The sequence below is a fragment of the Flavobacterium sp. UBA7682 genome, from assembly GCF_002482945.1.
Lineage (GTDB): Bacteria > Bacteroidota > Bacteroidia > Flavobacteriales > Flavobacteriaceae > Flavobacterium.
The window spans coordinates 18,739-45,530 of record NZ_DLGY01000033.1 but is presented as its reverse complement, the minus strand read 5'-3'; the positions used below and the strand labels follow the sequence as shown (position 1 = coordinate 45,530).

Annotated in this window: 32 protein-coding genes; 17 read left to right on the top strand and 15 right to left on the bottom strand. The window is 33.9% G+C overall.

Annotated features, from left to right (window positions below; translation table 11 throughout):
• Positions 1–364 precede the first annotated feature (364 nt).
• From B3C16_RS08780 to B3C16_RS08765, 4 genes are all read right to left on the bottom strand, one after another.
• Positions 365–1,675 carry a hypothetical protein gene (locus tag B3C16_RS08780; protein ID WP_291130962.1) on the bottom strand — a complete coding sequence of 437 codons (1,311 nt, stop codon included), beginning with the start codon at positions 1,673–1,675 and terminating at the stop codon, positions 365–367.
• Positions 1,676–1,717: 42 nt separating this feature from the next.
• Positions 1,718–2,065 (bottom strand): plastocyanin/azurin family copper-binding protein, encoded by a 348-nt coding sequence (locus tag B3C16_RS08775; RefSeq protein ID WP_233549741.1) that lies wholly within the window; start codon positions 2,063–2,065, stop codon positions 1,718–1,720.
• Positions 2,062–2,601 carry a DUF4142 domain-containing protein gene (locus tag B3C16_RS08770; protein ID WP_121312757.1) on the bottom strand — a complete coding sequence of 180 codons (540 nt, stop codon included), beginning with the start codon at positions 2,599–2,601 and terminating at the stop codon, positions 2,062–2,064. Before B3C16_RS08770 ends, B3C16_RS08775 begins: the two co-directional genes overlap by 4 nt.
• Positions 2,602–2,689: 88 nt before the next feature.
• Positions 2,690–3,352 carry an FAD-binding oxidoreductase gene (locus B3C16_RS08765; RefSeq protein ID WP_291130959.1) on the bottom strand — a complete coding sequence of 221 codons (663 nt, stop codon included), beginning with the start codon at positions 3,350–3,352 and terminating at the stop codon, positions 2,690–2,692.
• A 234-nt stretch (positions 3,353–3,586) separates the two neighbouring features.
• On the opposite strand from B3C16_RS08765, the gene B3C16_RS08760 reads away from it, so the two are divergent.
• The 6 genes from B3C16_RS08760 to B3C16_RS08735 all read left to right on the top strand — a co-directional run bounded on the left by B3C16_RS08760 (position 3,587) and on the right by B3C16_RS08735 (position 7,903).
• Positions 3,587–4,252 carry an RNA polymerase sigma factor gene (locus B3C16_RS08760; RefSeq protein WP_121312755.1) on the top strand — a complete coding sequence of 222 codons (666 nt, stop codon included), beginning with the start codon at positions 3,587–3,589 and terminating at the stop codon, positions 4,250–4,252.
• Positions 4,253–4,266: 14 nt separating this feature from the next.
• Positions 4,267–5,232, top strand: a complete 966-nt coding sequence (locus B3C16_RS08755; RefSeq protein WP_291130957.1) for a D-2-hydroxyacid dehydrogenase family protein — start codon at positions 4,267–4,269, stop codon at positions 5,230–5,232.
• A gap of 112 nt (positions 5,233–5,344) precedes the next feature.
• Positions 5,345–5,731, top strand: a complete 387-nt coding sequence (locus B3C16_RS08750; protein ID WP_121312753.1) for a hypothetical protein — start codon at positions 5,345–5,347, stop codon at positions 5,729–5,731.
• 155 nt (positions 5,732–5,886) lie between these two features.
• On the top strand, positions 5,887–6,513 hold the full coding sequence (gene folE / locus B3C16_RS08745; RefSeq protein ID WP_291130955.1) for a GTP cyclohydrolase I FolE: 627 nt from the start codon (positions 5,887–5,889) through the stop codon (positions 6,511–6,513).
• Between the two features lie 127 nt (positions 6,514–6,640).
• A complete protein-coding gene (locus B3C16_RS08740) occupies positions 6,641–7,081 on the top strand; it encodes a hypothetical protein (RefSeq protein ID WP_121312751.1) in 441 nt (146 codons plus the stop codon).
• Positions 7,082–7,108: 27 nt separating this feature from the next.
• Positions 7,109–7,903 carry a T9SS type A sorting domain-containing protein gene (locus B3C16_RS08735; protein ID WP_121312750.1) on the top strand — a complete coding sequence of 265 codons (795 nt, stop codon included), beginning with the start codon at positions 7,109–7,111 and terminating at the stop codon, positions 7,901–7,903.
• Positions 7,904–7,916: 13 nt separating this feature from the next.
• Here B3C16_RS08735 and B3C16_RS08730 read toward each other — a convergent pair whose 3' ends face one another.
• Entirely contained in the window at positions 7,917–8,600 is a 684-nt protein-coding gene (locus B3C16_RS08730; RefSeq protein WP_121312749.1) for a Crp/Fnr family transcriptional regulator, read from the bottom strand.
• 103 nt (positions 8,601–8,703) lie between these two features.
• On the opposite strand from B3C16_RS08730, the gene B3C16_RS08725 reads away from it, so the two are divergent.
• Positions 8,704–9,549 carry a universal stress protein gene (locus B3C16_RS08725; protein ID WP_291130951.1) on the top strand — a complete coding sequence of 282 codons (846 nt, stop codon included), beginning with the start codon at positions 8,704–8,706 and terminating at the stop codon, positions 9,547–9,549.
• 44 nt (positions 9,550–9,593) lie between these two features.
• Here B3C16_RS08725 and B3C16_RS08720 read toward each other — a convergent pair whose 3' ends face one another.
• Positions 9,594–10,508, bottom strand: coding sequence for a hypothetical protein (locus B3C16_RS08720; RefSeq protein WP_121312747.1), 915 nt, complete (start codon positions 10,506–10,508; stop codon positions 9,594–9,596).
• Between the two features lie 418 nt (positions 10,509–10,926).
• Between B3C16_RS08720 and B3C16_RS08715 the strand changes: the two genes are divergently transcribed.
• The 9 genes from B3C16_RS08715 (at position 10,927) to B3C16_RS08675 (ending at position 17,001) form a co-directional block, all read left to right on the top strand.
• Entirely contained in the window at positions 10,927–11,319 is a 393-nt protein-coding gene (locus B3C16_RS08715) for a DUF488 domain-containing protein (RefSeq protein WP_121312746.1), read from the top strand.
• A gap of 151 nt (positions 11,320–11,470) precedes the next feature.
• Positions 11,471–11,905, top strand: coding sequence for an RrF2 family transcriptional regulator (locus B3C16_RS08710; protein WP_121312745.1), 435 nt, complete (start codon positions 11,471–11,473; stop codon positions 11,903–11,905).
• A gap of 48 nt (positions 11,906–11,953) precedes the next feature.
• Entirely contained in the window at positions 11,954–13,693 is a 1,740-nt protein-coding gene (locus B3C16_RS08705; RefSeq protein WP_121312744.1) for a cbb3-type cytochrome c oxidase subunit I, read from the top strand.
• Positions 13,694–13,711: 18 nt separating this feature from the next.
• Positions 13,712–14,719, top strand: a complete 1,008-nt coding sequence (locus B3C16_RS08700) for a cbb3-type cytochrome c oxidase subunit II (RefSeq protein ID WP_291130947.1) — start codon at positions 13,712–13,714, stop codon at positions 14,717–14,719.
• A 4-nt stretch (positions 14,720–14,723) separates the two neighbouring features.
• On the top strand, positions 14,724–14,984 hold the full coding sequence (locus B3C16_RS08695; protein ID WP_291130945.1) for a hypothetical protein: 261 nt from the start codon (positions 14,724–14,726) through the stop codon (positions 14,982–14,984).
• Positions 14,985–14,996: 12 nt separating this feature from the next.
• Positions 14,997–15,404, top strand: coding sequence for a cytochrome C (locus tag B3C16_RS08690; RefSeq protein ID WP_121312741.1), 408 nt, complete (start codon positions 14,997–14,999; stop codon positions 15,402–15,404).
• A gap of 14 nt (positions 15,405–15,418) precedes the next feature.
• On the top strand, positions 15,419–15,832 hold the full coding sequence (locus tag B3C16_RS08685; protein WP_121312740.1) for a group III truncated hemoglobin: 414 nt from the start codon (positions 15,419–15,421) through the stop codon (positions 15,830–15,832).
• Between the two features lie 69 nt (positions 15,833–15,901).
• A complete protein-coding gene (gene ric, locus B3C16_RS08680) occupies positions 15,902–16,636 on the top strand; it encodes an iron-sulfur cluster repair di-iron protein (RefSeq protein WP_121312739.1) in 735 nt (244 codons plus the stop codon).
• Positions 16,633–17,001, top strand: coding sequence for a DUF488 domain-containing protein (locus B3C16_RS08675; protein ID WP_121312738.1), 369 nt, complete (start codon positions 16,633–16,635; stop codon positions 16,999–17,001). The genes ric and B3C16_RS08675 overlap by 4 nt, the downstream gene beginning before the upstream one ends.
• 40 nt (positions 17,002–17,041) lie before the next feature.
• Here the strand turns inward: B3C16_RS08675 and B3C16_RS08670 are convergent, their stop codons facing one another.
• The 6 genes from B3C16_RS08670 to B3C16_RS08645 form a co-directional block, all read right to left on the bottom strand.
• Positions 17,042–17,398 carry a hypothetical protein gene (locus tag B3C16_RS08670; RefSeq protein WP_121312737.1) on the bottom strand — a complete coding sequence of 119 codons (357 nt, stop codon included), beginning with the start codon at positions 17,396–17,398 and terminating at the stop codon, positions 17,042–17,044.
• A gap of 17 nt (positions 17,399–17,415) precedes the next feature.
• A complete protein-coding gene (locus B3C16_RS08665) occupies positions 17,416–17,904 on the bottom strand; it encodes a hypothetical protein (RefSeq protein ID WP_121312736.1) in 489 nt (162 codons plus the stop codon).
• Positions 17,905–17,990: 86 nt separating this feature from the next.
• Positions 17,991–18,914: a hypothetical protein gene (locus B3C16_RS08660; protein WP_121312735.1), complete on the bottom strand. Its 924-nt coding sequence runs from the start codon at positions 18,912–18,914 to the stop codon at positions 17,991–17,993.
• Between the two features lie 39 nt (positions 18,915–18,953).
• Positions 18,954–20,543 carry an MFS transporter gene (locus B3C16_RS08655; protein ID WP_121312734.1) on the bottom strand — a complete coding sequence of 530 codons (1,590 nt, stop codon included), beginning with the start codon at positions 20,541–20,543 and terminating at the stop codon, positions 18,954–18,956.
• A 5-nt stretch (positions 20,544–20,548) separates the two neighbouring features.
• Entirely contained in the window at positions 20,549–21,610 is a 1,062-nt protein-coding gene (locus tag B3C16_RS08650; protein ID WP_121312733.1) for an HlyD family secretion protein, read from the bottom strand.
• Positions 21,611–21,612: 2 nt separating this feature from the next.
• A complete protein-coding gene (locus tag B3C16_RS08645; RefSeq protein ID WP_121312732.1) occupies positions 21,613–22,953 on the bottom strand; it encodes a TolC family protein in 1,341 nt (446 codons plus the stop codon).
• Between the two features lie 228 nt (positions 22,954–23,181).
• Here B3C16_RS08645 and B3C16_RS08640 point away from each other — a divergent pair, with 228 nt between their 5' ends.
• The gene (locus tag B3C16_RS08640) at positions 23,182–23,967 is read left to right on the top strand and encodes a helix-turn-helix domain-containing protein (protein ID WP_121312731.1); all 786 of its coding nucleotides are present in this window, start codon (positions 23,182–23,184) and stop codon (positions 23,965–23,967) included.
• Between the two features lie 150 nt (positions 23,968–24,117).
• On the opposite strand, the gene B3C16_RS08635 is transcribed toward B3C16_RS08640, so the two are convergent.
• The 3 genes from B3C16_RS08635 to B3C16_RS08625 form a co-directional block, all read right to left on the bottom strand.
• Positions 24,118–25,389 (bottom strand): Glu/Leu/Phe/Val family dehydrogenase, encoded by a 1,272-nt coding sequence (locus B3C16_RS08635; protein ID WP_121312730.1) that lies wholly within the window; start codon positions 25,387–25,389, stop codon positions 24,118–24,120.
• A gap of 104 nt (positions 25,390–25,493) precedes the next feature.
• Positions 25,494–26,018 (bottom strand): superoxide dismutase family protein, encoded by a 525-nt coding sequence (locus tag B3C16_RS08630; RefSeq protein WP_291130938.1) that lies wholly within the window; start codon positions 26,016–26,018, stop codon positions 25,494–25,496.
• Positions 26,015–26,788 carry a T9SS type A sorting domain-containing protein gene (locus B3C16_RS08625; RefSeq protein ID WP_291130937.1) on the bottom strand — a complete coding sequence of 258 codons (774 nt, stop codon included), beginning with the start codon at positions 26,786–26,788 and terminating at the stop codon, positions 26,015–26,017. Before B3C16_RS08625 ends, B3C16_RS08630 begins: the two co-directional genes overlap by 4 nt.
• Positions 26,789–26,792: the final 4 nt, after the last annotated feature.

Sequence of the window (26,792 nt, the reverse complement as noted above, 5' to 3'; positions counted from 1 at the left end):
TTTTTCTTTTCTGAATAAGTTAAACCTCAATACATTACCAATAAAGTTCACAACAAACAAAAACAAAATTAACTCGAACCACCATGCATTATATATGATAGTTCTTGCCGTGTTCGTATCATAACTATTCTCGATAAAAGTCCCTGCTGCCATCGAGCAAGCAAATATCAAAAACAAAAGGGACATTAAATACGTGGACGAAAATAGTAAAGCTAGTTTTCTTATCATGAGACTAAATTTGGTGTGAGAAATATTCAGGAATTGAATGTAAAACCGTAGAAAGATTTAAAGAGTATAAAAAAATCCCGTGACCAAACAATATGTCATGTCAATCACGGGACCCAATCAAAAACAAGTACTAAGATTAGATAGATTTCAGGTATTCCACTAGATCACTCTTCTGTTGTGAACTAAGCTGTAGATTAAAATGATTGTTGTAGTGATTCACAACATCATTCAAAGTAGCAAATCTTCCATCATGATAATAACCTCCTCCACTTCTGGCAAACAATCCTCTAAGCGGAGTAGTTCTGTACATTCCCGTTGGGGATCTGCTCGCTTCAAAATCATCAATCCCTATCTCGGCAGCTGAATGCAAGTTAAAGCCTGCATCAGTCAAAATTGGTGAAATATGACAAGTAGCACATTGTCCTACACCTTGGAATACAATCTTACCAGCTGCCGCTCCGGCTGCATCATAGCTTCCTGCTGGAGGCGTAGGTGCGAGCAACGATAATTGATAGGCTTGTAAGCCAGGTAATTTTGGAGTTATCAAGTCTGGATTGTTCGTAACATTCCCAAAATTATTTTCACTAGCTATAGGAAACTGTGCTGCATTATTTAAACGAGAATCAGAAAAATTACCTTTTCCATGCATTTCTAAATTAGCAACAAATGCATTCCAATAAGTCATATCTCCCCAACCGGTATAAGTTGCTAAATTAACGCCTTGCATCCCGAAAGCAGCAGGGATAAGATTAGCGGCTATAGTACCATCAGGTTTCAATGCTTTACCATCCATAAACAGACCTGCATTAAATTTCCCAGGTCCCCATCCTTGTAAAACAGTCATTACTGTCGCCTCATCTACATGAAGCAAATTAGCTAAAAAAGCAGCATTATCAGTTAATGAAACTATCATTCCTACATTTAAGTCCCTATTTGGCCAACCATCGAGTCTTTTGCCAATCCCAGCTGAGAATGAATCGTCAACCGTTGAATGACACAGTGCACAAGTAATCCCAACTGATGTCATATCTCCGTTAGAATTGAAGTTCCCTTTTAACCCTACCACTGCATCTAATTTTAATAGGGCAAGTGTTGTAGCAGGACTAGTCAAATCAACTTGACCTGCTTGTATGCTTTGAACAAGCTCAGCTGGCAATGCTTCTGAATCAACTTTTAATCCAACTGCTAGTGCCGTAGCAGGACTTACACCTGAACCATATCCACCATTAGAAGAGCCTTTTATTGCTTTATCGAGGTGCAAAATACCACTCCAAAAGTCTTCATCTCCAAACGTGTCGTGTCTGAAGGTTTCCTTTCCTTCCGTTACCAGTGCCGGATCTAAAGTTTCAGTAATTGTCTCGGTTCTTATCTCTGTCTCTGTACAACTACTACTAAAAACACCCACAAGTACCACCGATAACAGACTGTAGATTCTATTGATTTTCATTTTTTAAATTTTATAAGTTAGCTTTATTTAGTTTTAAATTATCTACTTCACAATAATTTTACCTTTCATTGTTTTATGAAGGTTACAGAAATAGCTTTCATTCTTTGTAATGATTTTACTCCAACTTTGATCTTGGTTTAATGGCTTCGAAGACCATGTTTTTTTTAACTCATCAGTAACATCATGCGGATAAAATTCTTTATTGATCCAAACAACCTTAGATCCTTTTTCAACAACCAATTCAGAAGGCGTAAACTTCATTTTTGAAATGATTACCGTATACACTTTAGGCCCTTTAACCTTTTTTTGAGCACTAACGTTCAAAACGAAAACTGTCATAAAAAGCAAGCATAAAATGCCTCTAAAGTGATTCATTCTGATAGTCATCATTTTGAAAATTTATGTTGTACCATTTCAGCATGAGCCAAATGAGACTCTAAAGCAGGCAAAACCGCCTGTAATAATGACTTCAATTCAACATTCTTAGATTGTGGAATCAAAAGATCTTTTACGGCATTAATAACTGCTTTATGATAAGCAACCTCATTGTCAATATAAGCTTTGTCAAAGTCTTTTCCTTTTTTTGCTTTCAACTCTTTCTTAGTTCCCTCCGAAGCACTCAATAATGACTGACTAACAGCATTGTCTTTGGGGGTAACACCCAATTTTTTCACAAGGGCTACAGCTTGTCCAATAACAGCCTTGTGATCCGTCATCATCAACGTCGCAAACTCTTTAATTTCTTTGTTTTTACTTTTTTCAATTGCTATTTCCGCATAGCTGATATCTATTTGATTAGCGACTACGGCAACTGATGCAATTTCAGGATCTGATAATTGAGGTTGTTTTTGCCCGAACGAATAGGATGACACTAATAAAATCAGTAGTGCTCCAAGTGTTTTTTTAATTGAATTAATTCTTTTCATTTTTGAATAATTTAAAGTTTATAGGCTTTTGATGAAAATTCTAATGCTAGGTTACAAATCTTTTCATTTATTTTTTGGTAATGCTTTACTATGCAACCTGGATTTTTTCTTCAGCAATTCCAAGACTAATTAAATTTTCCTTGACACTATAGTTAAATCCCTCAGGACCGCAGATGTAGAAAAATAATCTTTTATTACCAATTCTAGATTCTAAGAAAGGTCTATCAATTCTGCCATGTAAACATGAATCAGTTACTTCTCTGCTCAAGACATTCAAAAAATTATCGCCCAACAGTCCGGTAAGCTCATTTCTCAATATAATATCCTCTTGCTTTTTATTAGCATATATCAAAGTATTATTCCCAAGCATATTTGCTTTTGACAAACTTCTTATCATTGGTATAAAAGGAGTGATTCCTGAGCCAGCGGCAATAAACACGCCACTACCTTTATACTCATAAGAGTCCCAAGCCTCAGAAATTATTATTTTTGAATCAAGAGGCAACTCCGAAAGCCAGAACGTCAACCTTTTTTTTTCTCCGTACACTTTAACTATTATTTCAAGAAAGTCATCTTCATTTGTATTAGTTAAAGTAAATGGGGCAAAGTGCTTAAATGATCCTAAAATATCTATTGACAATTCGATTGCCTGTCCAATCTTACATTGAAATGTTTTCGGCTTTTCTAATTTCAATTTCAGTACATCGTGCGTTATCCATTCTTTATGGATGATTTTTGAGTCGTAATACATTTTCTGGATTTTTAGATTAAACGATTTATTTGTAAATTTGAAGGAGCTCTTTTTTTTTCCTCTAATCAGCTATCAAACGATGTAAATACCAATTCGCAACTGCAAAAAAGCAGAGCCCTTTTATTTTTTTGCATCTGTGAAACTTCAACTTAGATGCATTAAGTGATTTAATAGTTACATTATGTAACCTTGTGTTCCTGATTTGCATCTAATCAAAAAAACAAGAACATCACCATGGAAACAAACAAAACAAAGAAATCGGTACCGCCGTTAACGGACGAAGTTATAATTGAACGAATCCTGCAAGGTGAGACTGAACTATTTGAGATTCTGCTTAGGAGATACAATCAAATACTTTATAGAACCGTAAGAAGTTATTTGAACGATGAGAGTGAAATTGAAGACGTTATGCAGGACACATACATCAACGCATTTCAAAAACTATATCAATTCAATAATAAAGCGTCGTTTTCAACTTGGCTAATACGAATAGGAATTAATGAAGCATTGCAAAAAAACAGAAAACTCAGTAAAGTAAGAATGCGAACGACATCATTAGAAGAAAAAACATATCAATTACCAGACAATACGAGTATGAATCAGGAAAATAAAATTGCACAAACAGAGAAAGCGGGTTTTATTGAAAGAGCATTCGAAAAACTTCCCGAAAAATACCGGCTTGTTTTTATGCTTAATGAAGTGGAAGGAATGAATATCTCCGAAATTTCAGATTGTCTTAAAATAAGTCAAAGCAATGTCAAGGTAAGACTTCACCGCGGACGAACAATGATGAAAGAATCACTCCTTAGTATGGTCAATAAAGCTGAGCTATTTGAATTTGGTAATTCAAGATGCGATAGGATTGTTGCTTACGTAATGGAAACAATTATTAAATTATAAATCAATAAAATAAAATGAAAGTTGTAATTCTAGATGATTATCAGGAAGCTGTAAAAAACTTAAACTGTTACAGACTTTTGGAAGGACATGAAGTGACAGTAGTCCAAGATCTTCACAACATCTCTGCTACCTCTTTCTCAAAACTTAAAGAAGCAGAAGTATTAGTACTAATACGCGAAAGAACAAAAATAACGGAAAACTTTTTATCCAGTTTGCCAAATCTTAAACTAATCAGCCAAACTGGGAAAATTGCAAACCATATCGATATCGAAGCATGTAACAAATATAAAGTGTTGATTGCAGATGGAGTAGGTTCACCGATTGCCCCGGCTGAATTAACTTGGGCACTAATTCTAAATGCCCAAAGAAAAATTCCACAAGCAATTGAAGATATGAAGAACGGTCTGTGGCAAACAAACATTGGGACAACACTAAAAGGCCAAACATTAGGCATATGGGGCTATGGTAAAATTGGCAAGAAAATAGCAACCTACGCAAAAGCTTTCGATATGACTGTGCAAGTTTGGGGTAGTGAAAAGTCTTTGACCAATGCTGAATCCGATGGTTTTATAAAAGCCCAAAGCAAAGAAATATTCTTTAAAACCTCTGATATAGTGTCGCTTAATTTAAGATTAGTACCGGAAACAACCGGCATAGTCAAATTAACAGATTTACAGCAGATGAAAAGTGAATCAATCTTCGTTAATACTAGTCGGGCAGAATTGGTGGAGAAAGACGCTTTAATAAAGGCACTAAAATCAGGGAAACCTGGTTTTGCAGCTTTAGATGTATATGAAGACGAACCTGTTTTCGACAAAGAATTCCCATTATTAAAAATGCCTAATGTAATATGCACGCCTCACTTGGGATATGTCGAAAAAAACGGGTATGAACTATACTTTTCAAAAGCATTTGAAAACATCAATAATTTTGCTAAGGGAAGACCTGAGAATATAATTAATCTTCATATTTTAATGTGAGCTAATGATCATTTGTTCTACTATTGAACTACTCCTTTTGTAACTTTTTGAAATTTTGTAACCTCTACATAGTTTTTTTCATCTAACATCTAAATAATTAAAAACTTAGATAATGGAAGCAAAAATTTCACAAACAATCAGACAAACGTCAGACTTGCTCAGATTGACATATGGTATAGTTCCAATTGTGGCGGGGCTAGATAAATTTTTTAATTTACTCACACATTGGGAGGATTATGTACCTCCAGCATTATCTTCCTCTTTACCTTTCTCTCCACACACACTAATGATATTAGTTGGGATTATAGAAATTGTGGCTGGTCTTATAGTCCTGGCAAGACCAGTTATTGGAGGTTATATAGTTTCAGCATGGCTTGCCCTTATTGGTGTATTATTATTAGCTGGCGGTTCATTCTTTGATGTGGCCGTTCGTGATTTTGTAATGGCTATTGGTGCCTTCTCGTTAACAAGGATAGCAAAGCTTGCCCATAAATACTAGCTATAAAATCTTAAGCTTTCAGGTGAAGTTGGTAACGTCTTTACTTGTTAGCTTATCGTGTTTTATTGTTAATCCTCTTTGAAAAATTAAATTAAAAAAACAGTAACTAGTATAAATAATAATAAATGGGTGACCAGATACTAAAATTAAATATAATGGTTGATAAGAAATTGCATGCTGATATACAGACACCTATGCACGCGGGGGCATTTGATATTAACGATGAGTCAAAAATAGAAATAATTGAAGAATGCTTCTATAAAATCATGCATACTCTCGGGCTCAATCTTGAGGATGATAGTCTAAAAAAAACGCCCCATCGAGTGGCCAAAATGTTTGTCAAAGAGGTATTTAGCGGCTTGAATCCTTCTAACAAGCCTGATATAAAGCTGTTTGAAAATAAATATATGTACAATGAAATGCTTGTTGAAAAAAACATAACACTTCATTCTTATTGTGAACATCATTTTGTCCCTATCATCGGAAAAGTGCATGTTGCTTATATCTCAGGAGGGGAGGTAATCGGTCTTTCTAAAATTAATCGTCTTGTTCAGTTTTATGCCAAAAGGCCACAGGTACAGGAAAGACTTACTAAGCAAATAGCTGATGGGTTGGTGGAAGCGTTAAAGACTGAAAATGTTGCAGTAATTATTGAAGCAGATCACCTTTGTGTAGCCTCTCGCGGAATTAACGATACCAACAGCAGTACTGTTACATCTTGTTTCTATGGCAAGTTCAAAAAGAAATCTGTCAAGTCCGAATTTAAAGCCTCCATTGTATAGTGTTGTCTTGTTCACCAAAAGATATTTCATATTATGAGTGATAAAAAAGCCTTTATAATTACGATATTATGCCTACTTATCTCAATGGTGTTCTGTTATCTTCGCTATCATTCTAGTTAAAACAAATATGACCAACGGCATTTTACAAACAGCTATGCTAAGAAAAACAATAATGACAGCAAGTTCTGTTACCTTGGGAGTGTCTGGTGTGATTTTAAGTTTTGCTCCTGATTTTTTGTGGGAGAGTCAAAATATTAAAGCTACTCCAATTATTTTAGTATTTACGCAGATTCTTGGAGCTTTATATTTTTCATTTGCTGTTCTTAATTGGTTTGTCAAAGGGAGCATGCTGGGCGGAATATACAATCGACCCGTTATCCTTGCAAACTTTACTCATTATCTCGTCGGATTTATATTCTTATTAAAGGGACAAATTTTTCACTCTAATGAAAATTACAAGATCTGCTTATTGGTTTTAATCTATTGTTCGTTTAGCATTTCTTTTGGCATAATGCTTATAACCAATCCTAATCTTGATGAACCTAAGTCTTTTAAACTTCAAAAATAAATAAGTAAACAATTTAAATTTATATTTATGAAAAAAACAGTACTAATTATTACAACCTTTTTATCCGTTACAACTATCAGCGCTCAGGTAACAGAAACTTTCGAGTCACAAACAGACAATGCACTTTCGTTTGCTAGTGATACGAAAACATTCAATCTAGGCGGTGTATTTCATATCGAACATTTGCAGGACTATGGATTAGGCCCTTCAAATTATTATATTGACAATTCAAACTCGTGTGGTACTCCTGGAGTTACTGGCATTATATCTACCAGCGATGGAAATAATGTCCGGTTGAATAGTCTTTGGATGTTTGTTTCTGCTGATTGCATTTACGCAGGTTCAGGAAATATTCTGGTTTCATGGTACCGAAATAATAATCTGGTTTCTTTCATGAGCTATTCTATCACTTCAGTAATTACTGTGAATAATGGATATGTTAAGCTTGATTTTGATGCTGATGGACAAGCCGCTATTGAAGCAGATGAATGGCGCTTTCAGGTACCTGCTTCACTTAATTACATGGCGATAGATGATTTTAAATGGACAGACCCAGCATTACAAACATCCTTTAGCAGTTTTGAGTCATCAGTAATTTATTACCCAAATCCGGTAGCAGAAACCCTCAACATAGATGTTGCTCAGGAATATGAAAGTGTTACCGCTAAAGTGATGAATACATTGGGCCAAGTCTTATATGAAGAAAAGATATTGTCTACAAAAAATATTAAATTGAAGATTAATGGTCAAACTGGTCTTTACTTAATAGAACTAAAAAATAACTTAGGGGAAAAAACTGTCCTTAAAGTTTTTAAATCCTGATTTCAGGAAACTTTTAAGATCCTTCGGCGATCATTTCTAATAATTTGTTATTGATAATCCGAATGCTCCTGCCATTATTAGTTAATAATCGCTGTTTCACAAAAAATCCGATAACCCTGACTACTGTTTCTTCGGTAGTGTCACTATAACGGGCTATGTCCAATTTGGTCATAGTTATAGCTGGTGGGTTATCGTTTTTATACTTTTCGCTCAGAATAAGTAGCACCAATGCTACTTTTGCTCTAGCAGTTTTATGTGATAATGATGAGATAAAATTAACCCATACATTGAATTCATAACTAAGTATCTGAATAAGAATACCAGACAATGTTACTGACTCTTTGATGATACGGAGATATTTTTTTCCTTCATAGATTTCAACTTCACCATCTTCCAAAAAAATTGCACTAACTGGATTTTTTTCATTGCTGAATAGTGTCCTAAATCCAAAAAAATCTCCTTTCGTATATATGTATATAATGCGAATTCTTCCATCAGTGTTTAGTTGTTCAATTTTAATTTTACCCCTTTTGAGCCTGTAAACAAACGATGTTAGACTTCCTTGAGCATAAAGAACTTCTCCTTTATTACATTGCCTTAAAGTTTTGATGGATTCGAGCTTTCCGCCTTCCTCACTTGTAATATTTTCAAATAGTTCATTACTCTTGAAACGATAATTGTAAAGATTGAAACTCATAATTACGAATTATTGGTTGACAAGCATCAACCTGTTGTATTGAAACGAAAACTAAATTTGAAATCAACTTAACCTACTACTCCGTCTATAAAAACAATGATTTATGAAACTCAATTGTAATAATATTTGTGTCCCAATGGATTTCTCTCCTTCAGCACGAAATGCCCTAAGAATGGCGTTCCGGATTGCTGATTTCAATAAAGCCAATTTGTATCTTGTACATATAACAAAACCCAGATACAAAACCCAGTTTTTTAATGTTCGTCGCAAGATAACAGCAATGATAGACCGAACTGCAAAAAGTGTTTTATTAGAAATGGATCCAAATGACCTAAACAAAATAAATAATAACAAACTCCCTTTTACTATAATAGTTCAAATGGGCGCAGTCGGTAGTGGTATCCAAGAAATTGTAATGTTGAACAAAATAGATTTAGTCATTTTAGGCACATCTGGTAAGAACAATATCTTTGGGACGACACACTTTTCCTCATCATTGGAAATAATTAAGCATATAACCTGCTTATTTTTGACAATCCCGGTCGTTTTTAATAAACAAAAAATAGAATCAGTATTGTATCCCTTTGCCAACAATACAAAAATAACAGACTACTTATCTTTTATAAATCCCTTAATAAAAATCGATGACTTATGGATTCATTTTCTTACTGTAAAGGATTATTCCCAGATTGTAGAATTAACCAATGTTTCTTATCAGCTAGATTATGCTATCGACAATTTAAAACTCAAGATTACCGGCATTTATGGTAATGTTCAAGATGGCCTGTCTATTTCTGATAAAATAAAATATCTTGCTGTTGTTTTAAAAGTAGATGTCATAGTAATGTCTTATTCCTTCGTACAATTATTCAATATAATGGATCATACAATACAAAATGATAAAATGAGTGACAATTCATCTTTCCCAATCTTGTGTTTAAATTATTAAAAAATCTAACATAATAACTATGTTTAGCATCACAATCTCAAGTTTTAACTTAGATACAAGACAACTTTTTTTCTGATATTTTCATTCATTAGCATAAGGTTCGAAATCATGTTATGTTCTATAGGTAGTAATGATAAATTTGTTTTACGGTATAATGGCTTAATATAAAAATAATAGTATAGAGCATAGCATGTACTCCTCGACATAGTCTCCATTTCTTTCACAACATTACCATAAAAATCAATTCGTTGATTAATAAGAAGCTCCAAATCAAAATGTTTAACCAATTGGTGCTTTTCAAGATAGAAAATTAACAATCTTATCAAATCGTTTTGAATTCCAGAAAGTTCTATTTTAGAATTATCGAGATAATTCATTATCAACATACAATTGAAAAAAAGTATCTCAAACTTGCCTTCGATACTAGCCCTCTCTATCTTATCCATGACAAGCATACCATTCCATGCAATACAAAAGATGATGACTGCCTCACTTTTTTGGAGAGTTAGTTCAAAAAAGTTAACACCCATGTCTATGTTCACAGGATGCTTCCTCAGATTCATTGTTTTCAACAAGCTTGGATTAACTCCTTTGCTGATAGGATGATTTAAGGTATCATTGATTATCTGTCTAAATATTAGTCTGGAATCTTTATTATCGGCAAAAATCCATTCGTATTGCATACTTTTTTCGCCGGCTATTATAAATTCTACAGATATAATACCTGGGAATTGCACAAGAAAGAAAGCACATACATTTTCAGTCTCCGGAAAAAGTAACATAATCGAATCATCTGTATGAACTTGAACTTCAGCATTAGGATCCAATCTAACTATATGATCAACAAGCTCTCGATATCTTTCAGTTATCGGCTTCTTATTGCTGTTAATTTTCACATTGGATGTAATTTGAGTTAAAATAATATTGTAGCTATCAACTACCTTTTTACAGGATTTCATATTACTGTTTATTTATAAATTTTAGTTTATCAAAAATGCCTTAAAATAGATGTTTGATCCATTATAAACACAAAGATAAAGCCCAAAAATTCAGTGATTTTACAAAAAACAGCCTATTATTTATTCATTCAGGCCAAAAGCATTTATGTTTAGAAATGTTGCCATAAATTTGCCTTAAAGATTGTTTTTTCAAAATTATGAATCGCAATCATTATTAATTATGGGACAAATAACATCGTACGCTTAGGTTCCTTAATGTTCGATAAAAAAGAAATAAATCTCCATTGCAATTGCTCCAATGTACTCAAGATAGATTGTAAGAATTAAAATAGTGGAAATAATGGTGTACAGATTGTTTTTATTTGGCTTATGGTTAAAAAATTTTGAAATCGAAATACAAAATTTATCACAATAAGTTATGGAATTACAACTAAAGGATTTTCCTAAAAAAATACCCCTAGACAGTATTGCTGTAAAAAGTATATACGAAAGCAAAGATTCCGATGGCACCTACAGAATATTCATTGACCGTACACTGCCAAGGGAAATAAAAAAATCTGAAATCACAATAGATGAATGGAATAAACAAGTTGCTCCATCTCCGCGACTTACAAAATGTCTCAAAGAAAAAATTACAGATTTTGACCTTTTTTCCAAGCTATATGTTCTTGAACTATTAGCAAATGAGAAGGAACTTGACCGAATAAGGAAAATAGCAAAACATAAAAAAATCACTCTACTATGCAAGTCGCAAAATCCATCTCGTAATCATGCATTAATTTTAAATAGAGTTTTATTACAATCACTTTAAAATTTAGACAAATGAAAATCAGTTTAAGTAAAAAACTATTGATTGATTTCATGTATGAAACTGAAAATGCTTTTATAATAGTAATATTAAAAAATATAGTAGACATAATTGTCCATTATTCCCAATATTATTATTTTTGTAAAAAAAAATTATGTTTTCAAAGGCATGTGAATACGCAATTAAAGCATCAATTTATATTGGGCAGCAGTCGGTATTAAATAGAAAAGTAAGTCTAAAGGAGGTTTCAACAGAAATCGATTCACCATTGGCTTATACTTCCAAAATACTTCAGCAGTTAACAAAGAAGAAAATGATTAACTCAGATAAAGGTCCTACAGGTGGATTTTCGATGGATAGTTTAGCATTGTCATCTTTGAGGTTAAGCGATATTGTTTTAGCAATTGATGGAGACTTGATATATAAAGGTTGTGGTTTAGGTTTAAAAAAATGCAACGAATTAAAACCATGTCCAGTTCATTTTGAATTCAAAGCTATCCGAGAAGAATTAAAAAAAATGTTAGAGAACACTACTATTAAAGAACTTGCCGAAGGAATTGAAACCGGTCTTACCTTTCTAAAAAGATAAAAAAATTTAAAATAATAATGGACATTTTTGTCCACTAAATAAGTAAGTATGAACAACAACATTTTTGACGAATACGGAATTATTATTATATTATTCTTAATTGCCATACCGGTAATAGTTGCATCTATTATTCTTGTAATTAAAGCAAATAATGTTTTAAGAAGATATATAAATAAGAACAAGCAGGAGAAATTTAACAACTATCTACATAACCTAAGCGAGAAGGAAATTAAACTTCTCAAAAAACGTCAAAAAGAAATTGAATTTGAGTTGACTAATAATGAACTCCGCGGAAATTTAAATTCAAATGACAATAAAGGATTACTCAGTAATATAAACAAGTCAGAAGAAATCAGATTTGTAGAGCAGAAAAAAAAGAGCCAGCCCCGTCCATACATTGAACCCAAATTAACAAAACTGATACTTTGGTATCTTGCTTGTGCAACATTTTGGTTAGTAATTGGTACAACTATAGGCGAATACCTGGGTATTAAGTTCGTTGCTCCGGACTTGGATCATAATAGTTGGTTAAGTTTTGGTAGATTACGACCAGTCCATACGAATATGGTCTTCTGGGGCTGGGCTTCTTTAGCAATGATTGGACTTGCCTACTATGTTGTCCCTCGCGTCAGTAATGTCGATATAGCAAGCACAAAAAAAGGATATCAATCATTAATCCTCATAAATGCAGCAGTATTTCTTGGCAGCATTTCCTTAATGAATGGTATAAATAATGGTGGAGGAGAATATCGAGAGTACGTATGGCCAATAATGAGCTTATTCGGCATTGGTATTGTACTTACACTAATAAATTTTTGGAAGACCGTAGCTATAAAAAAAACAAAAGAAATTTACGTTTCAAATTGGTATATTGTAGCATCACTGATGTTTGTACTCGTAATCACATTTGTTGCTTATTGGCCCTCTTGGCAAGATGGTTTGGGGGAAACTATAATTCAAGGGTACTACATGCATCAGGGAGTTGGTATGTGGTTTATGCTCTTTTCCCTTGGCCTTATGTATTACTTCCTGCCACAACAACTTAACAAACCTATTTACTCATATAGCCTTGGTATTTTGGCCTTTTGGTCGCAAATATTATTTTATACGCTCATCGGAACGCATCATTTTATCTTTAGTGCTATACCATGGTGGATGCAGACTATAGCCATCGTGGGTAGTATGGGAATGATAATACCGGTTGTCGCAGGAACTACAAATTTTTTAATGACAATAAATGGGTCTTGGGGCAAACTAAGTACCAGCTATACACTCCCATTCTACGTTATTGGAATTATATTTTATTTTACCGGTTCTTTACAAGGTACCGCTGAGGCTTTCAGATTTACCAACCTGATATGGCATTTCACTGACTTTACTGTAGCACACTCTCACCTAACCATGTACGGTATTATAACTTTCATGTTATGGGCGTTCATCTATACCATCGTACCGCGCCTTACTGGGAATGAACCACCGCAAATTACAGTTGGAGCCCACTTTTGGCTTGCCTTATTAGGCCTCTTATTCTACACATTTCCCTTAATGTACGGAGCAACTATGAGAGGACTATTGTGGTTAGAAGGTAAACCATTTATCGATACTGTATCATTTATGGCTCCATATTGGTTATGGCGGGCAATAGGAGGTTCCCTAATGTGGTTATCTCATATTTTATTTGCCTATAACTTTTATAAAATGGTAAACCCTCAAAATGATTACCGTATTCCGACCTCACCAAGCGAAATATTAAAAGCAAAAGAACGGAAAGAGTATACAGTCGAATAAGTAGTAAACAGCATACCTATGGAATTATTCAACAATCATAAGAAACTATTTTTAAGTGCTCTAAGCCTTTTTATAATACTGACGCTTATAATGGCAATAATGCCGGCACTTTATAACCAAGAGTACAACGCAATTTTACCAAATGCAGCGCCACCAAGTGATGACGCTATAAAAGGCAAAGAGGTATACATAGCAAATGGTTGTGTGGCTTGTCACACGCAACAAGTACGTAATGTCGACATGGACAATGTTTGGGGTGATCGACCATCAATTGCTGCAGATTATGCTGCAAATAAACGAGCGGATCTATGGCGAAACACGGCAACTCTAATGGGTACAGAACGAACAGGGCCAGATTTAACAAATATTGGTAAACGCCAACCAAGCCTGATGTGGCATCTACTGCATTTATATCAACCACGTGCAACTGTCCAAAAATCAATAATGCCGGCATACCCATGGCTGTTTGAAGAAAAGAAAAGTATAGGCAAAAATGACATAGAGATAATCTTATCTGATAATTTTAATAATAGGACAAAGAGAAAAATAGTAGCCACTAAAGAAGCCCTTCAATTAGTAGCCTACCTCCAAAGTTTAAAACAAACAGAGTTACCAGATGGAAGTCCTACAAATTCATTTCTCTATAAAAAAATAGAAAATAAAAAACCTAAGGAACTTGTAGATACCTCGATGCCAGACGGTGAATCTCTATATGCCAACAATTGTATGAGCTGCCATCAGGCAAATGGTGAGGGACTAAAAGGAGCCTTCCCACCTCTAAAAAATAGTCCGGTAGTCCTTGGCGATAATTTAGAATTATTTGTCACCATAATTATGCAGGGATATGATCCCAGACCTGAGTATGCAACCATGAACGCAGTCGGGACTGATAACAATCTCACGGCTGAAGAAGTAACCGCTATCATTAATCACGAACGAACGAGTTGGGGCAATAATGCAAAAAAAGTAACTATAGAACAAGTAAAAGACATCATTGAAAAGCTAAAACTAATACCTAAAAAATGATACTATGAGAATTCAAATTTCAACAATAATTATTATACTCTTAGTGCAGCAATCCGCGCAGGCTTGTCCCGCTTGTGAAAAGGCGCAACCAAAAATAACTCGTGGAATAACACATGGTGTTGGACCACAAAACAATTGGGATTGGATAATTGTTGCTCTAATAAGTGTAATAACGGTTATAACATTTTTTTACGCTCTTAAATACATTTTTAAGCCGGGTGAAAAAGACGATAAACACATTAAAAAAACGATATTAAACTTGTAACAAAAAAACAAAATGAATGATGACAAAGCCAAAATAATATTGTTTCTAGACAATGACATTCAGCCCATTGCAGAATTTGAAACGCCTATTCAGTTTGAATTAGATACTAATAAGCTGATAGATGGTGATCATATCTTAAAAATCGTAAGTAAATCTTCGACAGGTCGAGAAGGGATTAAGAAAATTAAATTCACTGTTCGCAACGGTCCTTCAATAGCAATTGAAGGGATTAGGGAAAATGAAACCGTAGATGGAGTTATTCCTCTGATGATTAATGCCTATGATAAGGGAGATCAAAAAAAATTCATAATAATTGGAAGTGAAACGCCTCATAGTATTCCAAGTTGGTTGTGGATACTATTAATTGCTTTTATAGCTTGGGCGCTGTATTATTTGATCACAAATTTTAATCTAAACTAAGTAATTTAACTCAAATGAAAAAAGAAATTTTAAACATAAAGGAGATTGTGCTACTAGTTGATTCTTTTTACGCACAGGTACAAAAAGATGACATTCTTTCTGAAATATTTGACCAAAAACTTCATAATTGTTGGCCCGAACATCTTGAAAAAATGTATCGCTTTTGGCAGACAGTTCTTCTCGAAGAGTATACATATAAGGGTAGTCCGTTCCCTCCACATGCTGAACTATCTGTTGACAAAGAACATTTTGATCGTTGGTTAGAATTATTCTGCTCAACAATTGATCTTTTATTTATAGGAGATAAAGCTGAAAAAGCTAAATGGCAGGCAAATCAAATGGCAAAATTATTCCACGCCAAAATTGAGTTCCAAAAAAATAGTGAATCACACTCCTTACATTCAGTAAAGGAGCATAATAAAGAATAGCGTCATTCGCTATTCGTTGACTACTTAACAACAAGAACTAATTGAATAATAATTATAAATTTAAACATTATGAAAATACATATAAACCAAACTGTGGGCCATCTGGTGGCACAAGACTACCGTTTAGCATCCGTTTTTAAATCTCTTGGAATCGACTTTTGTTGTCACGGTAATAAATCTTTAAAAGAGGTTTGTAACGAAAGAAACATTTCATTCGAAATGATTGTTCAACAACTAGAACTAATGCTCCTTCATGAAAAAAAAGAAACAGTTGATTATCAATCTTGGAGTGTAGACCAATTAGTAAATCATATAGAAATTAAGCATCATCGTTATGTTGAAAAGGCCATTTTAGAACTCAAACCCTACCTAAACAAAGTTGTAGAAGTTCATGGAGATAAGCATCCTGAATTATTTGAAATTAAAAATTATTTCAATACTGTTGCTGAAGAACTTTCAAAGCACATGATGAAGGAAGAACTTATGTTATTCCCTTACATCTCTAGACTAGCAAAAGCGATGAAAACAGGAGCATCTGTCGGTAAACCTGCATTTGGAACAGTAAAAAATCCAATAGAAATGATGCAACGCGAACATAGCGATGAGGGAGATCGGTTTAATGAAATTGCAATCTTAACCAATAACTATAATCCTCCACAGGATGCCTGTAATACATTTAAAGTGACCTATGCTTTGCTTAAAGAATTTGAAGAGGATCTTCATCTCCACATTCACTTAGAAAATAACATTCTGTTTCCTAAAACTATTGCTCTGGAGGAAGAATTAAACAGCATACTTCAATGATGATTCAAATAAAAAGAGTATATGATAATAAAGGACCCGATGGATCATATCGGGTCTTAGTCGACCGGATTTGGCCTCGTGCAATAAAAAAAACTGATTTATTCGTAAATGAATGGAACAAAGAAATCACTCCTTCACCAACATTAAGGAAGTGGTTCGACCACAAAGAAGAGAGATTCGCTGAGTTTGCAATCCGCTATCGCCAAGAGCTTTCATCAAAGAGTAGGGAGCTACAACGACTTAGAGAAATTGCCAGAAATCAATCGGTTACATTACTTTTTGGTGCTAAAAGTTATCAAATTAACCATGCCGTAATTTTAAGAAATGTACTCCTTCTAGACCAAGATGAAATTCAAATTAAGTGAGTTTAAGCCCAAAATAGCTTCCATTTGAAACGGTAAAATCTCAGTCACTCCATTTTTCAGTGGTAAGAAATGTAGCAAAAAATTCAGATACAGTAAACTCTTTAAGTACTTTGTCAATCAAATTATGTTTATTTTTTATTTTAACTACCTCCCAAAAGTAAGACTCACTTTTTGGAAAAGGTACTTCTAAACACACTGAATTGAATTGCGAAAAATCTTCGCAGTCTATGATCCCTATTATATAAGCTACTATATCTCTTTCATTGAAATTATCCCGGTACTCTACCCTAACATCATTATTATTCGCAAAGCAGACATTCGAATTACTCGTATATGCAGAAATAAAAGGCAGATTTAATAAAACTTCAAGTCTAGTTACAATTATGTTAGTGCTCATAATAATATTTTAAAGTGTTATCGCTTTACCTTCCAAAACGGATCAGACCAATCTTTGCAAGCATGAGAAAGTTTCGGAGACAAATACTCTCGTTCAAAAAACTCACTTAAACAATAATCAAACTTTAATTCCTTAAAAACATAGTGGTCCTCAAATCGAATCAAATTTTCTAACTCTTCCTCTATCCTATGCAATGATCTTTCAACATCTTTATTGCTTAAAAAAACCCTCTTAATTCGTCTATGTTTAGTTAACATTTTTTTTGTCAATATATGATCATTCCCTAAAACAAAAATTGCTATTCTCAGTTTTCTTTCTAATTGCAAATGTAAAAAATTTGAAAAGTACCAATCCGTGTAATTTTTAATCCTTATAAAGCAAATTTTTTGCCTTAGTCCCTCACGCACTTTCCAACAAAACTGTATGGCTTCGAGATTTTCAATATACAAAAGTTGAAAAAATGTTTCATCAGATATAGCCGTTTTTTTGTCTTTTGTAACCATCATATTTCTTGTTGCTGCGTTTAATTCAGAAACCTAGATTCATCTCTCCGTATGCAATTAAAAAATTGTAAAATTGTAAACAATGTCACTTACTTGCTTTTTGCAATTTGGTTCTCCAGCACTAATAATTTGCTTTCAAGTTCTACTAAAATAGGCATTAATATGGACGAAAACTTGTTTTGTTGGCTAACCACTAATAGCGAAGCTGACTTAAGACCAAGCGGTTTAACAAAAAAATAGTAATATAAAACACCAAAATTACAATTGAAATCATCTTTTACGACATGAACCTGCTCAGTATACATACCAATTCTATGGTTAACCAGCTTTGGAACATCTTTGATTTCTATTAACAAATTTCGAGTTTCAAGGAAGTATAGCAGATAGTTAACAAACATGCTCATTAAGTTAGATTTACTTCTCTTTTTCAATCTTTCAAAAGTGACCATACAAAGAAAAAAAAGTACTTCAAAAGACTCGGCATCATCTAAGCTTTGTTTCTTTTTTATAGCATTAAGGCTCTGGTAAGCCAAGCAATAGGCAGCTGCAGCCCTGTTGTAATTAAAGAATATGTTTTCAAGTTTAACATTGGCTATACTTTTGTTACTTTCATTCAATAATGACAAAATGTGATCTTTTCCAAGATTCCAATCAGTAGAAATTTTATATAAGTCCTCTATGACTTCATTAAATATCAAATGTTGGTCCATGACATCCAAAAAAATCCAATCCTTCCTTTTACTTTTAAAATCATGCACTCCTTTTTGAATAGAAATAAAAATAATTCCACCATACTGGGATAAATTTATTCTAATAGTTCCCCGGATACTTATCCACACAAGATGAACTTCATCTTTAGAACTATCTTCAATTTTCAAGTGTTTATTAATGCGAAGAAATAACCCTATTAATACTTGATTTCGTTTCTTTAGAGTATTTCTCTTTTTTTTGGATAAACCATAGTATGTTATACTAGCTATTGTTAGCAAAAAGATGATATATACAATCTCCATAATATTAATTTTAATATGAAATACTGCTTTTAAAACTCATCAAAAAGGTGAGGGCTGTTTTTTAGATAATGTTAAAATAGTTCTGTTTATATAGGGAAATAGTGCCACCAAGGTTAAGGTTAAGAGTAAGAGTACACATATTCCCTCATAATAATCAATTGCGTACCTTATATGATTTTGTGCTTTTATGGCATCAACTATTAATTTATTTACAGCTTTTGTAGCATACTCTGCACCAACTCCATGATTCATTAAAGCATTTTCATATTTTGAAATAGATTCACTGGTAACACTATTCGCTAGCGATACCTTGTCCTGAAAAGTATTATAGTGCTTACTCTTAGAATACAACTCATAGTAATTCATGAGTCCGATACTGACATAAAAACCTAAACACCTCATAAATAAGCATACACCGGCAGAGGTTACACTCAACTTTTCTGGTACAGATGAAACCATGAATATTATAGAAGGAGTCATTAAAGTACCCACTCCAAGTCCTTGAACCAGCAACGGAATATAAAAACTACTTTCATTTGCCTGCGTTGTAAAAAGGAAAACCATCCAGGCGTGGTAAATAAATAATAGCGTAAACCCGTATATCCAAAGTAAACGTACTGGACGTTGATGTAGGACAAAAACGGCTGAAACTATGACCCCAATTATAAGTCCAACAATATTAAGTAAGGTGATGTAACCAATATGAATTGGATCTAACCTCAAAACATCTTGGAAATAAGTCGTCGTGATTGAAAATGCAAATCGGCAAATGTAAAAGATGAGAATAATTAAGGCACCTATTTTAAAGTTTCTGTACTTAAATACTTCAAGATTCAAATAAGGTCGTTTTAAGCCCAACTGTCTTATAACGAAAAAAAAACTAGAAACTATAATCGCAACTATACTCCAAAAGATTCTTTTATCTTCAAACCAATAGTATTCCTGTCCATAAACCATAACATATCCTATCAAACAAATCGAAATAGCATAAAATAAAAAGCTTGCCCAATCTAACTGATACAATGGAAACTTTACATCAAGCCTCACATTATTCATAAATAATAGTAAGAACAACAAACTGGGCAAATAGGAGAACATGGCACATTTGTATAGAATATTAAAATCAAATGAGTCTACAACATGAGCCGTGACAAAATTGTTGAAAGGAATCATGGCAGCTAACATTCCGAAAAACACAGAGTAACCTATAACCCTTGCTCTTTGGCTTCTTAAACGTGCATATATAAGTGATAAAGACAGGTTTACCGTCATTGTAAAAGCCATCCCCTGTATAAAGCGGAAAACGAACAGGATGCCTACCTCCTTAGTACAGTAACAGATAAAAGAGCTTACAATCTGTATAATGGTAATTATTATAAAGTACTCCTTTGCAGCCAAAAATTTAAAAAAACGTCTTTCCAATGAAAAAAAACTCACATAGCCGGCATAAAACAGAGCAACCGAAAATATAACATCGTAGGTTTCTATGCCGGTATTTCCGGCAGCTGCATTAATATTGACCATAGGCAGAAAGAATAAGACTAAACTAGGCAGCAACACAATAAATAGCGTTATCTTAACTAGCCATTCTGGAACCCAACCTCTAAACAAAAACCCTTTTGGTAACATTTTTATTATTGTTTTTTGGCAATTGATACATTCACATTCATTCCTGCTTTTAGAAAATTAGCTTCTTTTTTCGGGCTGGTAACTTTTATTCTTACTGGCACACGCTGGACGATTTTTACATAATTCCCTGTTGAATTATCAGGAGGAAGTAAAGAAAAACTAGACCCTGTTGCCGGTGAAAAAGAGATAATAACACCTTTAAAAATTTTGTCAGGGTAGGCATCCGCAGTAAATTCAGCACTATCTCCCAGAGTCATCGAACTAATTTGGGTTTCTTTATAATTTGCAACTACCCATTTATCGGTCTCAGCATTTACAATATAAGCCAATACCTGTCCGGCATCAATCATTTGGCCTTTTTCAACAGTCCTTCTACCCATAAATCCATCATAGGATGCAGTCACTACTGTATAAGTTACATCTAGCTTGTGACGGTCTAATAATGCTTTAAGTCTTTTTATTTCTGCCTTCGTTACTATTTCTTGGGCTCGCGCTTCATTTATTTCCAATAAGGAAGCTTGGTAATTATCCTCGGCAGACTCTGTCTGTGCCATAGCAGTACTATAATCGGATTCAACTTCTTCTAATTTTTGTTTAGTTGCCGACTCACTACTAACTAATTTTTTATAGCGTGAGTATTCTAGTTTCTCTTTCTGCAACTCAGCTTTTGCTATATCTATTTTAGACAGGTTAACCTTTGCAGATTTAATGAGCGTTTGAACCTTATTCTGCCAAACGACCAACTGTGCCTTTGCATTCAGCAAGGCTGCTTCTGTCTGTTCTTTTTGAATTATATATTCCTGACTGTCGATAACCAAAATTGTGTCACCTCTTTTTATAGGCTGGTTTTCTTCAAATTTAACTTGCGTAATAAACCCTCCTGCTCTCGCAATAACTGGGTTAATATATTCTTGTACCTGTGCGTCATTTGTCTTTTCATTTTTAGAAATATCAAGAAGTGTTATGACTCCCCAAATGATCAATATCAGCGATATAATGCCAGCAATCCATGCAGTGATTTTTGTAATAAGCTTATCCGTTACAGTGTATGTGTTTTTATTTTTCATTCTTAAAGAGTTCCTAAAATATTTTGAAGTTGATAATATTGAATTTGAGCATTAATCTTTGCCGAGGCAAAACTGAATTTGCTTTGAAGTAATTGTATATCGGCATCCAGCAAATCAGTTATCAATGATGCTTGGTTAAAATAATTTTCTCGAACAATCCTTGCACTTTCCATAGATTGTTCAATATCTGCTTTTGCAACATCTATCCGGAGTAACGATTCCTTAAAACGTAGGTAATTTTCATAAACCTGTTCTCTCATCTTATCATCAGTATGGTGATGCTCTAACTCTTCTTTTTCCAAGTTCAATTTAGCAACCCTTTCTTTCGGTTTATTTACAAATAACTCAGAAAGTGGAATGGATGCCCTTATTCCGAAAATTCCAAGTGTATAATTGCTGGGAGAATAAGGATATAAGAAAATTTGAGGGTTTGCCAAATAAAATTCCCCTGAGAAGCCTATTTTAGGCCTCACATTAGCTTTTATATTTTTTAGTTCTATTTTTTTAAGAGCTACTGTTCTTTCCGAAATATGATAGTCATAGGAATTGTTTTCGGCAATTTCTAGGTAATCATCATATGATTTTAAATCAAATAAAAAAGGATTTAATTCTTCGTATGGGTCAACAATTTCCTGATCCGGCAACCCAATTAGTATATTTAACCTTTGATTAGCAATGGAGATATCATTCTCAATCTTAACAAGTATCATTTTTTGATTGGACAGTTGTAACTCCACTCTAAGCACGTCACTTTTTAGAATAACTCCATGCTTGTAAAGCTCTTTTATTTCAAATAATTGTTTCTCCTGATTGGCAATCTCTTTTACCATTAATTCTTTAAAAATTAAACTTTTTTGTAAATTCAGATAATATACAGAGGCTTGCAATTTAATTTCAGAAACGGTCAATCCTTTTTGTATTTCAGCAATTTCATTTAGGACTTTCTTCTTATCAATTTTTAGATTCAATTTGTTACCATTATAAATGTTTACATAAAAATCCGCACTTAATTTGTAAAGCAAATGAATAACTTCATGTTGGACCGGACTGTGAAAGAGACCGTTTTCATATACAGGTATGTTAGTTGCATACTCATAATTCCCTTTGAAACTTACTTCAGGAAATCGTTCATACTGACTTTCTTTAATTTCTTCTTTACTTACTGCAGCCTCTAGAACACTTAAATTAATTTTTTTACTCGATTCGATAGCCTTTGACCAAGTTTCGCTTATAGAAAGCGGAGTTCCTTGTTCATGCCTTAATAGAGGATTTTGTGAAAAAAGAAGGGCAGATTGAAAGAAAAACAAACAAAATAGTAGATGCCTTTTGTATTGGAAAAACATTATGATTTAATTTTAATGTTGCAAAAGTAAATCCCCGAAATACTTTAAGTTTACGCAAAATAGACTAATACTTAATTAATCCAGCCAATGAAAAAAATCTGACGGAATACTACTTTAAGTTGCTTTAAATTTCTCATAGAAACAAACATAAATTTCAAGATTTAAAAAAATATACCGTCTGATTTTTTGTATATTTGATAGAATCGAATACTTTAAAAACAAACATTAATGAGTCTGATTGCTTCCTTACCCGACATTGATAATTTTTCTTCTTCAGTTTTCGTAATGCACGAAAAGTTTGAAAAGTACATTCCTTATCATAGTCATACCAAAGGTCAACTGTCTTATGTAGAAGGAGGACTTGCCTATTTACAAGTTAATGATAAGCATTATGTAATTCCTGCCCGACATTATTTTTGGGTGCCCAAAGGTTTAACGCACATCTTAAAAATGGGGCATTCAGCAACAGTTTTGAGGTCTTTGTTTTTTTACACTCATGACGATGACAAAGACCCTTTCTACACTGAGGTTGGGATTTATCCAATTAACGACTTATTAATGGAAATGATTAAATATTCGGAAAGTTGGGATGGACACATAGCTCCTGACGACAATAAATATCGTTTTTTATCGGTAATAAAGGATATCTTACCGGAAATAAGCCATAGGACGCTCCCTATTGCTCTTCCTTTTACAGAAAACGAACGAATGATCCCAATTTTGAAATTTTTGAAAAAAAACATTGCAGAAAGTCATTCGTTGGAAAGTATAAGCAAACAATTTGGAATAAGCCCAAGAAGTCTTTCTAGGCTTTTCCAACAGACTTTGGGCACTTCTTTCCTTCAATACATTAAGCTGTTAAGAATAGTAAGAGCTATCGAACTCATGCTTCAGACTGACTTATCGCTTAGTGAAATTGCTTATGCTGTTGGTTATGGTAGTCTACCTTCTTTCAGCAATACTTTTTTCCAACTTACCAATTTCAGGCCTTCAGACTTTAAAAAGAATCTTTAATTTTAAAAAACATAATTTGCCGTAATACAAAGAATTGAGAAAAAAATAGAACTAACTTCATCAATACTAAGTTTTTTTGACTTCATTGTTATAACTAAGGACCTCTTTGGCTTAGCAAATCATTTTCTACCTGACCAATTATACTTTGATTTACGGAAAAATACCTCGTTGTCTGTAAACGGTTTCAATTCTAGTAATAGCTATAATGTAAGCCGCCGAACGCCAATCAATATGACCTTCTTTAACTTTTAATTCTACCTTCTTAAATGCCTCTGTCATTTTTTTCTCCAGCTTAACCATCACCTCATCTAAATGCCATATTTCCCCATTCCTATTCTGCAACCACTCAAAGTAGCTGCCAATAACTCCTCCTGCGTTGCATAATATATCTGGTATAATGGTGATCTCTCTGTTGAGCAAAATAGCTTCTCCTTCAAAATCGGTAGGTCCATTAGCACCCTCCGCTACTAATTCAGCTTTAATTTTGTGGGCATTATTTTTCGTAATTTGATTTCCCATAGCTGCCGGTATAAGAATATTACATTCTAGCCCAAAAAACTCTTCGCTAGGAATTTCTTCAGCTTCTTTATAACCTTTGACTGACCCTTTTCGTGGTTTACAGTGAATATGCAAATTAGCAACATCAATCCCATTCTTACTGTAAAGAGTAGCATGGGCGTCCTGTACACTTATCATTATCGCCCCTTCTTTTGTCAAAAAATGCGATGTCCAATATCCAACATTTCCAAAACCTTGCACGATGAATGTTTTACCATCCAACTTTTCATTTCGGCTTTCATACCATAACTTAATATTTAAGAATACACCAAATCCTGTCGATCTGTCTCTTCCCTCAAGTCCACCCGATCCTACTGGTTTACCGGTTACTATGTGTTTATTTCGAGATCGCTCAGAAGTAGGCTTAGTCGACATATATGTATCTGCAATCCAAGCCATGGTCTGCTCATTAGTATTCACATCTGGTGCAGGTATATCATAGTCCGGACCAATATTGTCTCCCAGTGCGTAAGTAAATCGTCTCGAGATACGCTCCAATTCTAAAAGTGAATACTCTCTTGGGTCCAATTGTATCCCTCCTTTTGCCCCTCCATAAGGCAAACCAACTAAAGAAGTTTTCCAAGTCATCCATATAGCCAACGCTCTAGCATCATCAATATTAAGAGACGGATGGTACCTCAAGCCACCTTTATATGGTCCCAATACATTATTGTGCTGCACTCTATAGCCTGTAAAAATTTTGATGCTACCATTATCAAGTTTAACAGGAAAATGGACAACAATCTCGTTAGTAGTAGCTTCTAATATTTTTCTTATTTCCGGATCTAATTTAATAGTATCGGCACTTTTGGTAAATTGTTGCATAACAGTACTATACATGCTCTTCTTTTCTAGATTACTCATGATTTTAATTAATAATGATTGCTAGTTCTTGTTTTTTTCTCATCTTTTTGGCTCAATACTAATGCTGTTTTTAATTACAATTTTCAGTAATGATATCCTACTACTCAACGGATAATTCCTGAACACGCAATCCTAGCACCTGCATTACCAGAAGGTTGCGAAACATAATCATCGGCATCCTGATGAATGATGAGGCTTTTCCCTAAAATATCTTTAGTGGAATCTCCACAACCAATGCACCATTCAGCAGTATCAACCGAAAGCATAGCATTACCATCTTCGTTCGCTATAAGATTTCCTATATCGCCTTTATGACATGATATAGAGCCCCACTTGCCATGAGGCTTAAAAGTGGGATTCCAATGACCTCCGGCCGAACTGGCATCTGTTGCTGAACAATCCGCTTTTTCATGAATATGTATCCCGTGTATCCCAGGTTTTAAGCCTTGCATTTTTACATCCAGCGAAACAATCTTATTCAGTTCAGTAAAAATTGCCGTTCCCTTAGCATTACTTGCACTACTTGGTTCCAAATCAATCTTTAGAAGAACCGATTTTGATGATGTATCAACTTTACAGCTCATTACAGTCATTAAAACCAACAAATAATATATTATTCTCTTTTTCATTCCTTAATCACTTTTTTAATTGAAACTAAATTTTCGATAGATGTAATTTCTATAAAATATATACCCTTAGATAAATCAGAAACAGCAACCTGTCCAATTGGATTATAATGTGTGGTGACTAGTTTACCATACATATCATAGATTTTTACCATACGAATTCCAACATTAGAGGTGATAGTAAAACTATTATCCACCGGGTTTGGAGATATTATGGTGGTTTCTTTTGGCTGTTCTATTTCATCTGTCCCTAAAAAGGCGAAAGGCACATTAAGCAGATATCCTTTGTTATTAGCCCCATGATATGCCAATGTGTAGCTCGCAGTACTCATTCTAGAAAAAGCAAAATCTATATCAGGATTTGCATATACAAAATCATAATCATTTGGATTACCAGTATTAAATGCCCTTGTGGCAATTATGGTTCTTGTTCCTCCGTTAACTGTGTTCGATAACATTGTCCAATCATTGGCATCCTGTGTTGGTGCTATGCCAATACCATTATGTACAGCATCAATTAACGTACTTCCATTATAATAAACAACATCCTGTCCACTCTCCATACCCTGTCCGTTGGCAAATGACCCTATTTGTAGAGCAAACCAGCGATCAGTTGGGCCGGTTAATGTCAGGGTTGCTGTTAAATCAGTGTTATTAAGATCTAATTTGGCCGTCATTCCCGTTAAAAGGTTCACAGTATCAGTTGATTTAGTTTGTGCCTGCAAACCAATTATTGAAAATAACAGATAGTAAAATAATAGTTTTAATTTCATAAGA

What these genes read in the sequence shown, in the direction of transcription:
- B3C16_RS08780 (WP_291130962.1), bottom strand. Translation starts at nt 1,675, where the DNA reads ATGAAAATCAATAGAATCTACAGTCTGTTATCGGTGGTACTTGTGGGT.
- B3C16_RS08775 (WP_233549741.1), bottom strand. Translation starts at nt 2,065, where the DNA reads ATGATGACTATCAGAATGAATCACTTTAGAGGCATTTTATGCTTGCTT.
- B3C16_RS08770 (WP_121312757.1), bottom strand. Translation starts at nt 2,601, where the DNA reads ATGAAAAGAATTAATTCAATTAAAAAAACACTTGGAGCACTACTGATT.
- B3C16_RS08765 (WP_291130959.1), bottom strand. Translation starts at nt 3,352, where the DNA reads ATGTATTACGACTCAAAAATCATCCATAAAGAATGGATAACGCACGAT.
- B3C16_RS08760 (WP_121312755.1), top strand. Translation starts at nt 3,587, where the DNA reads ATGGAAACAAACAAAACAAAGAAATCGGTACCGCCGTTAACGGACGAA.
- B3C16_RS08755 (WP_291130957.1), top strand. Translation starts at nt 4,267, where the DNA reads ATGAAAGTTGTAATTCTAGATGATTATCAGGAAGCTGTAAAAAACTTA.
- B3C16_RS08750 (WP_121312753.1), top strand. Translation starts at nt 5,345, where the DNA reads ATGGAAGCAAAAATTTCACAAACAATCAGACAAACGTCAGACTTGCTC.
- folE (WP_291130955.1), top strand. Translation starts at nt 5,887, where the DNA reads ATGGTTGATAAGAAATTGCATGCTGATATACAGACACCTATGCACGCG.
- B3C16_RS08740 (WP_121312751.1), top strand. Translation starts at nt 6,641, where the DNA reads ATGACCAACGGCATTTTACAAACAGCTATGCTAAGAAAAACAATAATG.
- B3C16_RS08735 (WP_121312750.1), top strand. Translation starts at nt 7,109, where the DNA reads ATGAAAAAAACAGTACTAATTATTACAACCTTTTTATCCGTTACAACT.
- B3C16_RS08730 (WP_121312749.1), bottom strand. Translation starts at nt 8,600, where the DNA reads ATGAGTTTCAATCTTTACAATTATCGTTTCAAGAGTAATGAACTATTT.
- B3C16_RS08725 (WP_291130951.1), top strand. Translation starts at nt 8,704, where the DNA reads ATGAAACTCAATTGTAATAATATTTGTGTCCCAATGGATTTCTCTCCT.
- B3C16_RS08720 (WP_121312747.1), bottom strand. Translation starts at nt 10,508, where the DNA reads ATGAAATCCTGTAAAAAGGTAGTTGATAGCTACAATATTATTTTAACT.
- B3C16_RS08715 (WP_121312746.1), top strand. Translation starts at nt 10,927, where the DNA reads ATGGAATTACAACTAAAGGATTTTCCTAAAAAAATACCCCTAGACAGT.
- B3C16_RS08710 (WP_121312745.1), top strand. Translation starts at nt 11,471, where the DNA reads ATGTTTTCAAAGGCATGTGAATACGCAATTAAAGCATCAATTTATATT.
- B3C16_RS08705 (WP_121312744.1), top strand. Translation starts at nt 11,954, where the DNA reads ATGAACAACAACATTTTTGACGAATACGGAATTATTATTATATTATTC.
- B3C16_RS08700 (WP_291130947.1), top strand. Translation starts at nt 13,712, where the DNA reads ATGGAATTATTCAACAATCATAAGAAACTATTTTTAAGTGCTCTAAGC.
- B3C16_RS08695 (WP_291130945.1), top strand. Translation starts at nt 14,724, where the DNA reads ATGAGAATTCAAATTTCAACAATAATTATTATACTCTTAGTGCAGCAA.
- B3C16_RS08690 (WP_121312741.1), top strand. Translation starts at nt 14,997, where the DNA reads ATGAATGATGACAAAGCCAAAATAATATTGTTTCTAGACAATGACATT.
- B3C16_RS08685 (WP_121312740.1), top strand. Translation starts at nt 15,419, where the DNA reads ATGAAAAAAGAAATTTTAAACATAAAGGAGATTGTGCTACTAGTTGAT.
- ric (WP_121312739.1), top strand. Translation starts at nt 15,902, where the DNA reads ATGAAAATACATATAAACCAAACTGTGGGCCATCTGGTGGCACAAGAC.
- B3C16_RS08675 (WP_121312738.1), top strand. Translation starts at nt 16,633, where the DNA reads ATGATGATTCAAATAAAAAGAGTATATGATAATAAAGGACCCGATGGA.
- B3C16_RS08670 (WP_121312737.1), bottom strand. Translation starts at nt 17,398, where the DNA reads ATGAGCACTAACATAATTGTAACTAGACTTGAAGTTTTATTAAATCTG.
- B3C16_RS08665 (WP_121312736.1), bottom strand. Translation starts at nt 17,904, where the DNA reads ATGATGGTTACAAAAGACAAAAAAACGGCTATATCTGATGAAACATTT.
- B3C16_RS08660 (WP_121312735.1), bottom strand. Translation starts at nt 18,914, where the DNA reads ATGGAGATTGTATATATCATCTTTTTGCTAACAATAGCTAGTATAACA.
- B3C16_RS08655 (WP_121312734.1), bottom strand. Translation starts at nt 20,543, where the DNA reads ATGTTACCAAAAGGGTTTTTGTTTAGAGGTTGGGTTCCAGAATGGCTA.
- B3C16_RS08650 (WP_121312733.1), bottom strand. Translation starts at nt 21,610, where the DNA reads ATGAAAAATAAAAACACATACACTGTAACGGATAAGCTTATTACAAAA.
- B3C16_RS08645 (WP_121312732.1), bottom strand. Translation starts at nt 22,953, where the DNA reads ATGTTTTTCCAATACAAAAGGCATCTACTATTTTGTTTGTTTTTCTTT.
- B3C16_RS08640 (WP_121312731.1), top strand. Translation starts at nt 23,182, where the DNA reads ATGAGTCTGATTGCTTCCTTACCCGACATTGATAATTTTTCTTCTTCA.
- B3C16_RS08635 (WP_121312730.1), bottom strand. Translation starts at nt 25,389, where the DNA reads ATGAGTAATCTAGAAAAGAAGAGCATGTATAGTACTGTTATGCAACAA.
- B3C16_RS08630 (WP_291130938.1), bottom strand. Translation starts at nt 26,018, where the DNA reads ATGAAAAAGAGAATAATATATTATTTGTTGGTTTTAATGACTGTAATG.
- B3C16_RS08625 (WP_291130937.1), bottom strand. Translation starts at nt 26,788, where the DNA reads ATGAAATTAAAACTATTATTTTACTATCTGTTATTTTCAATAATTGGT.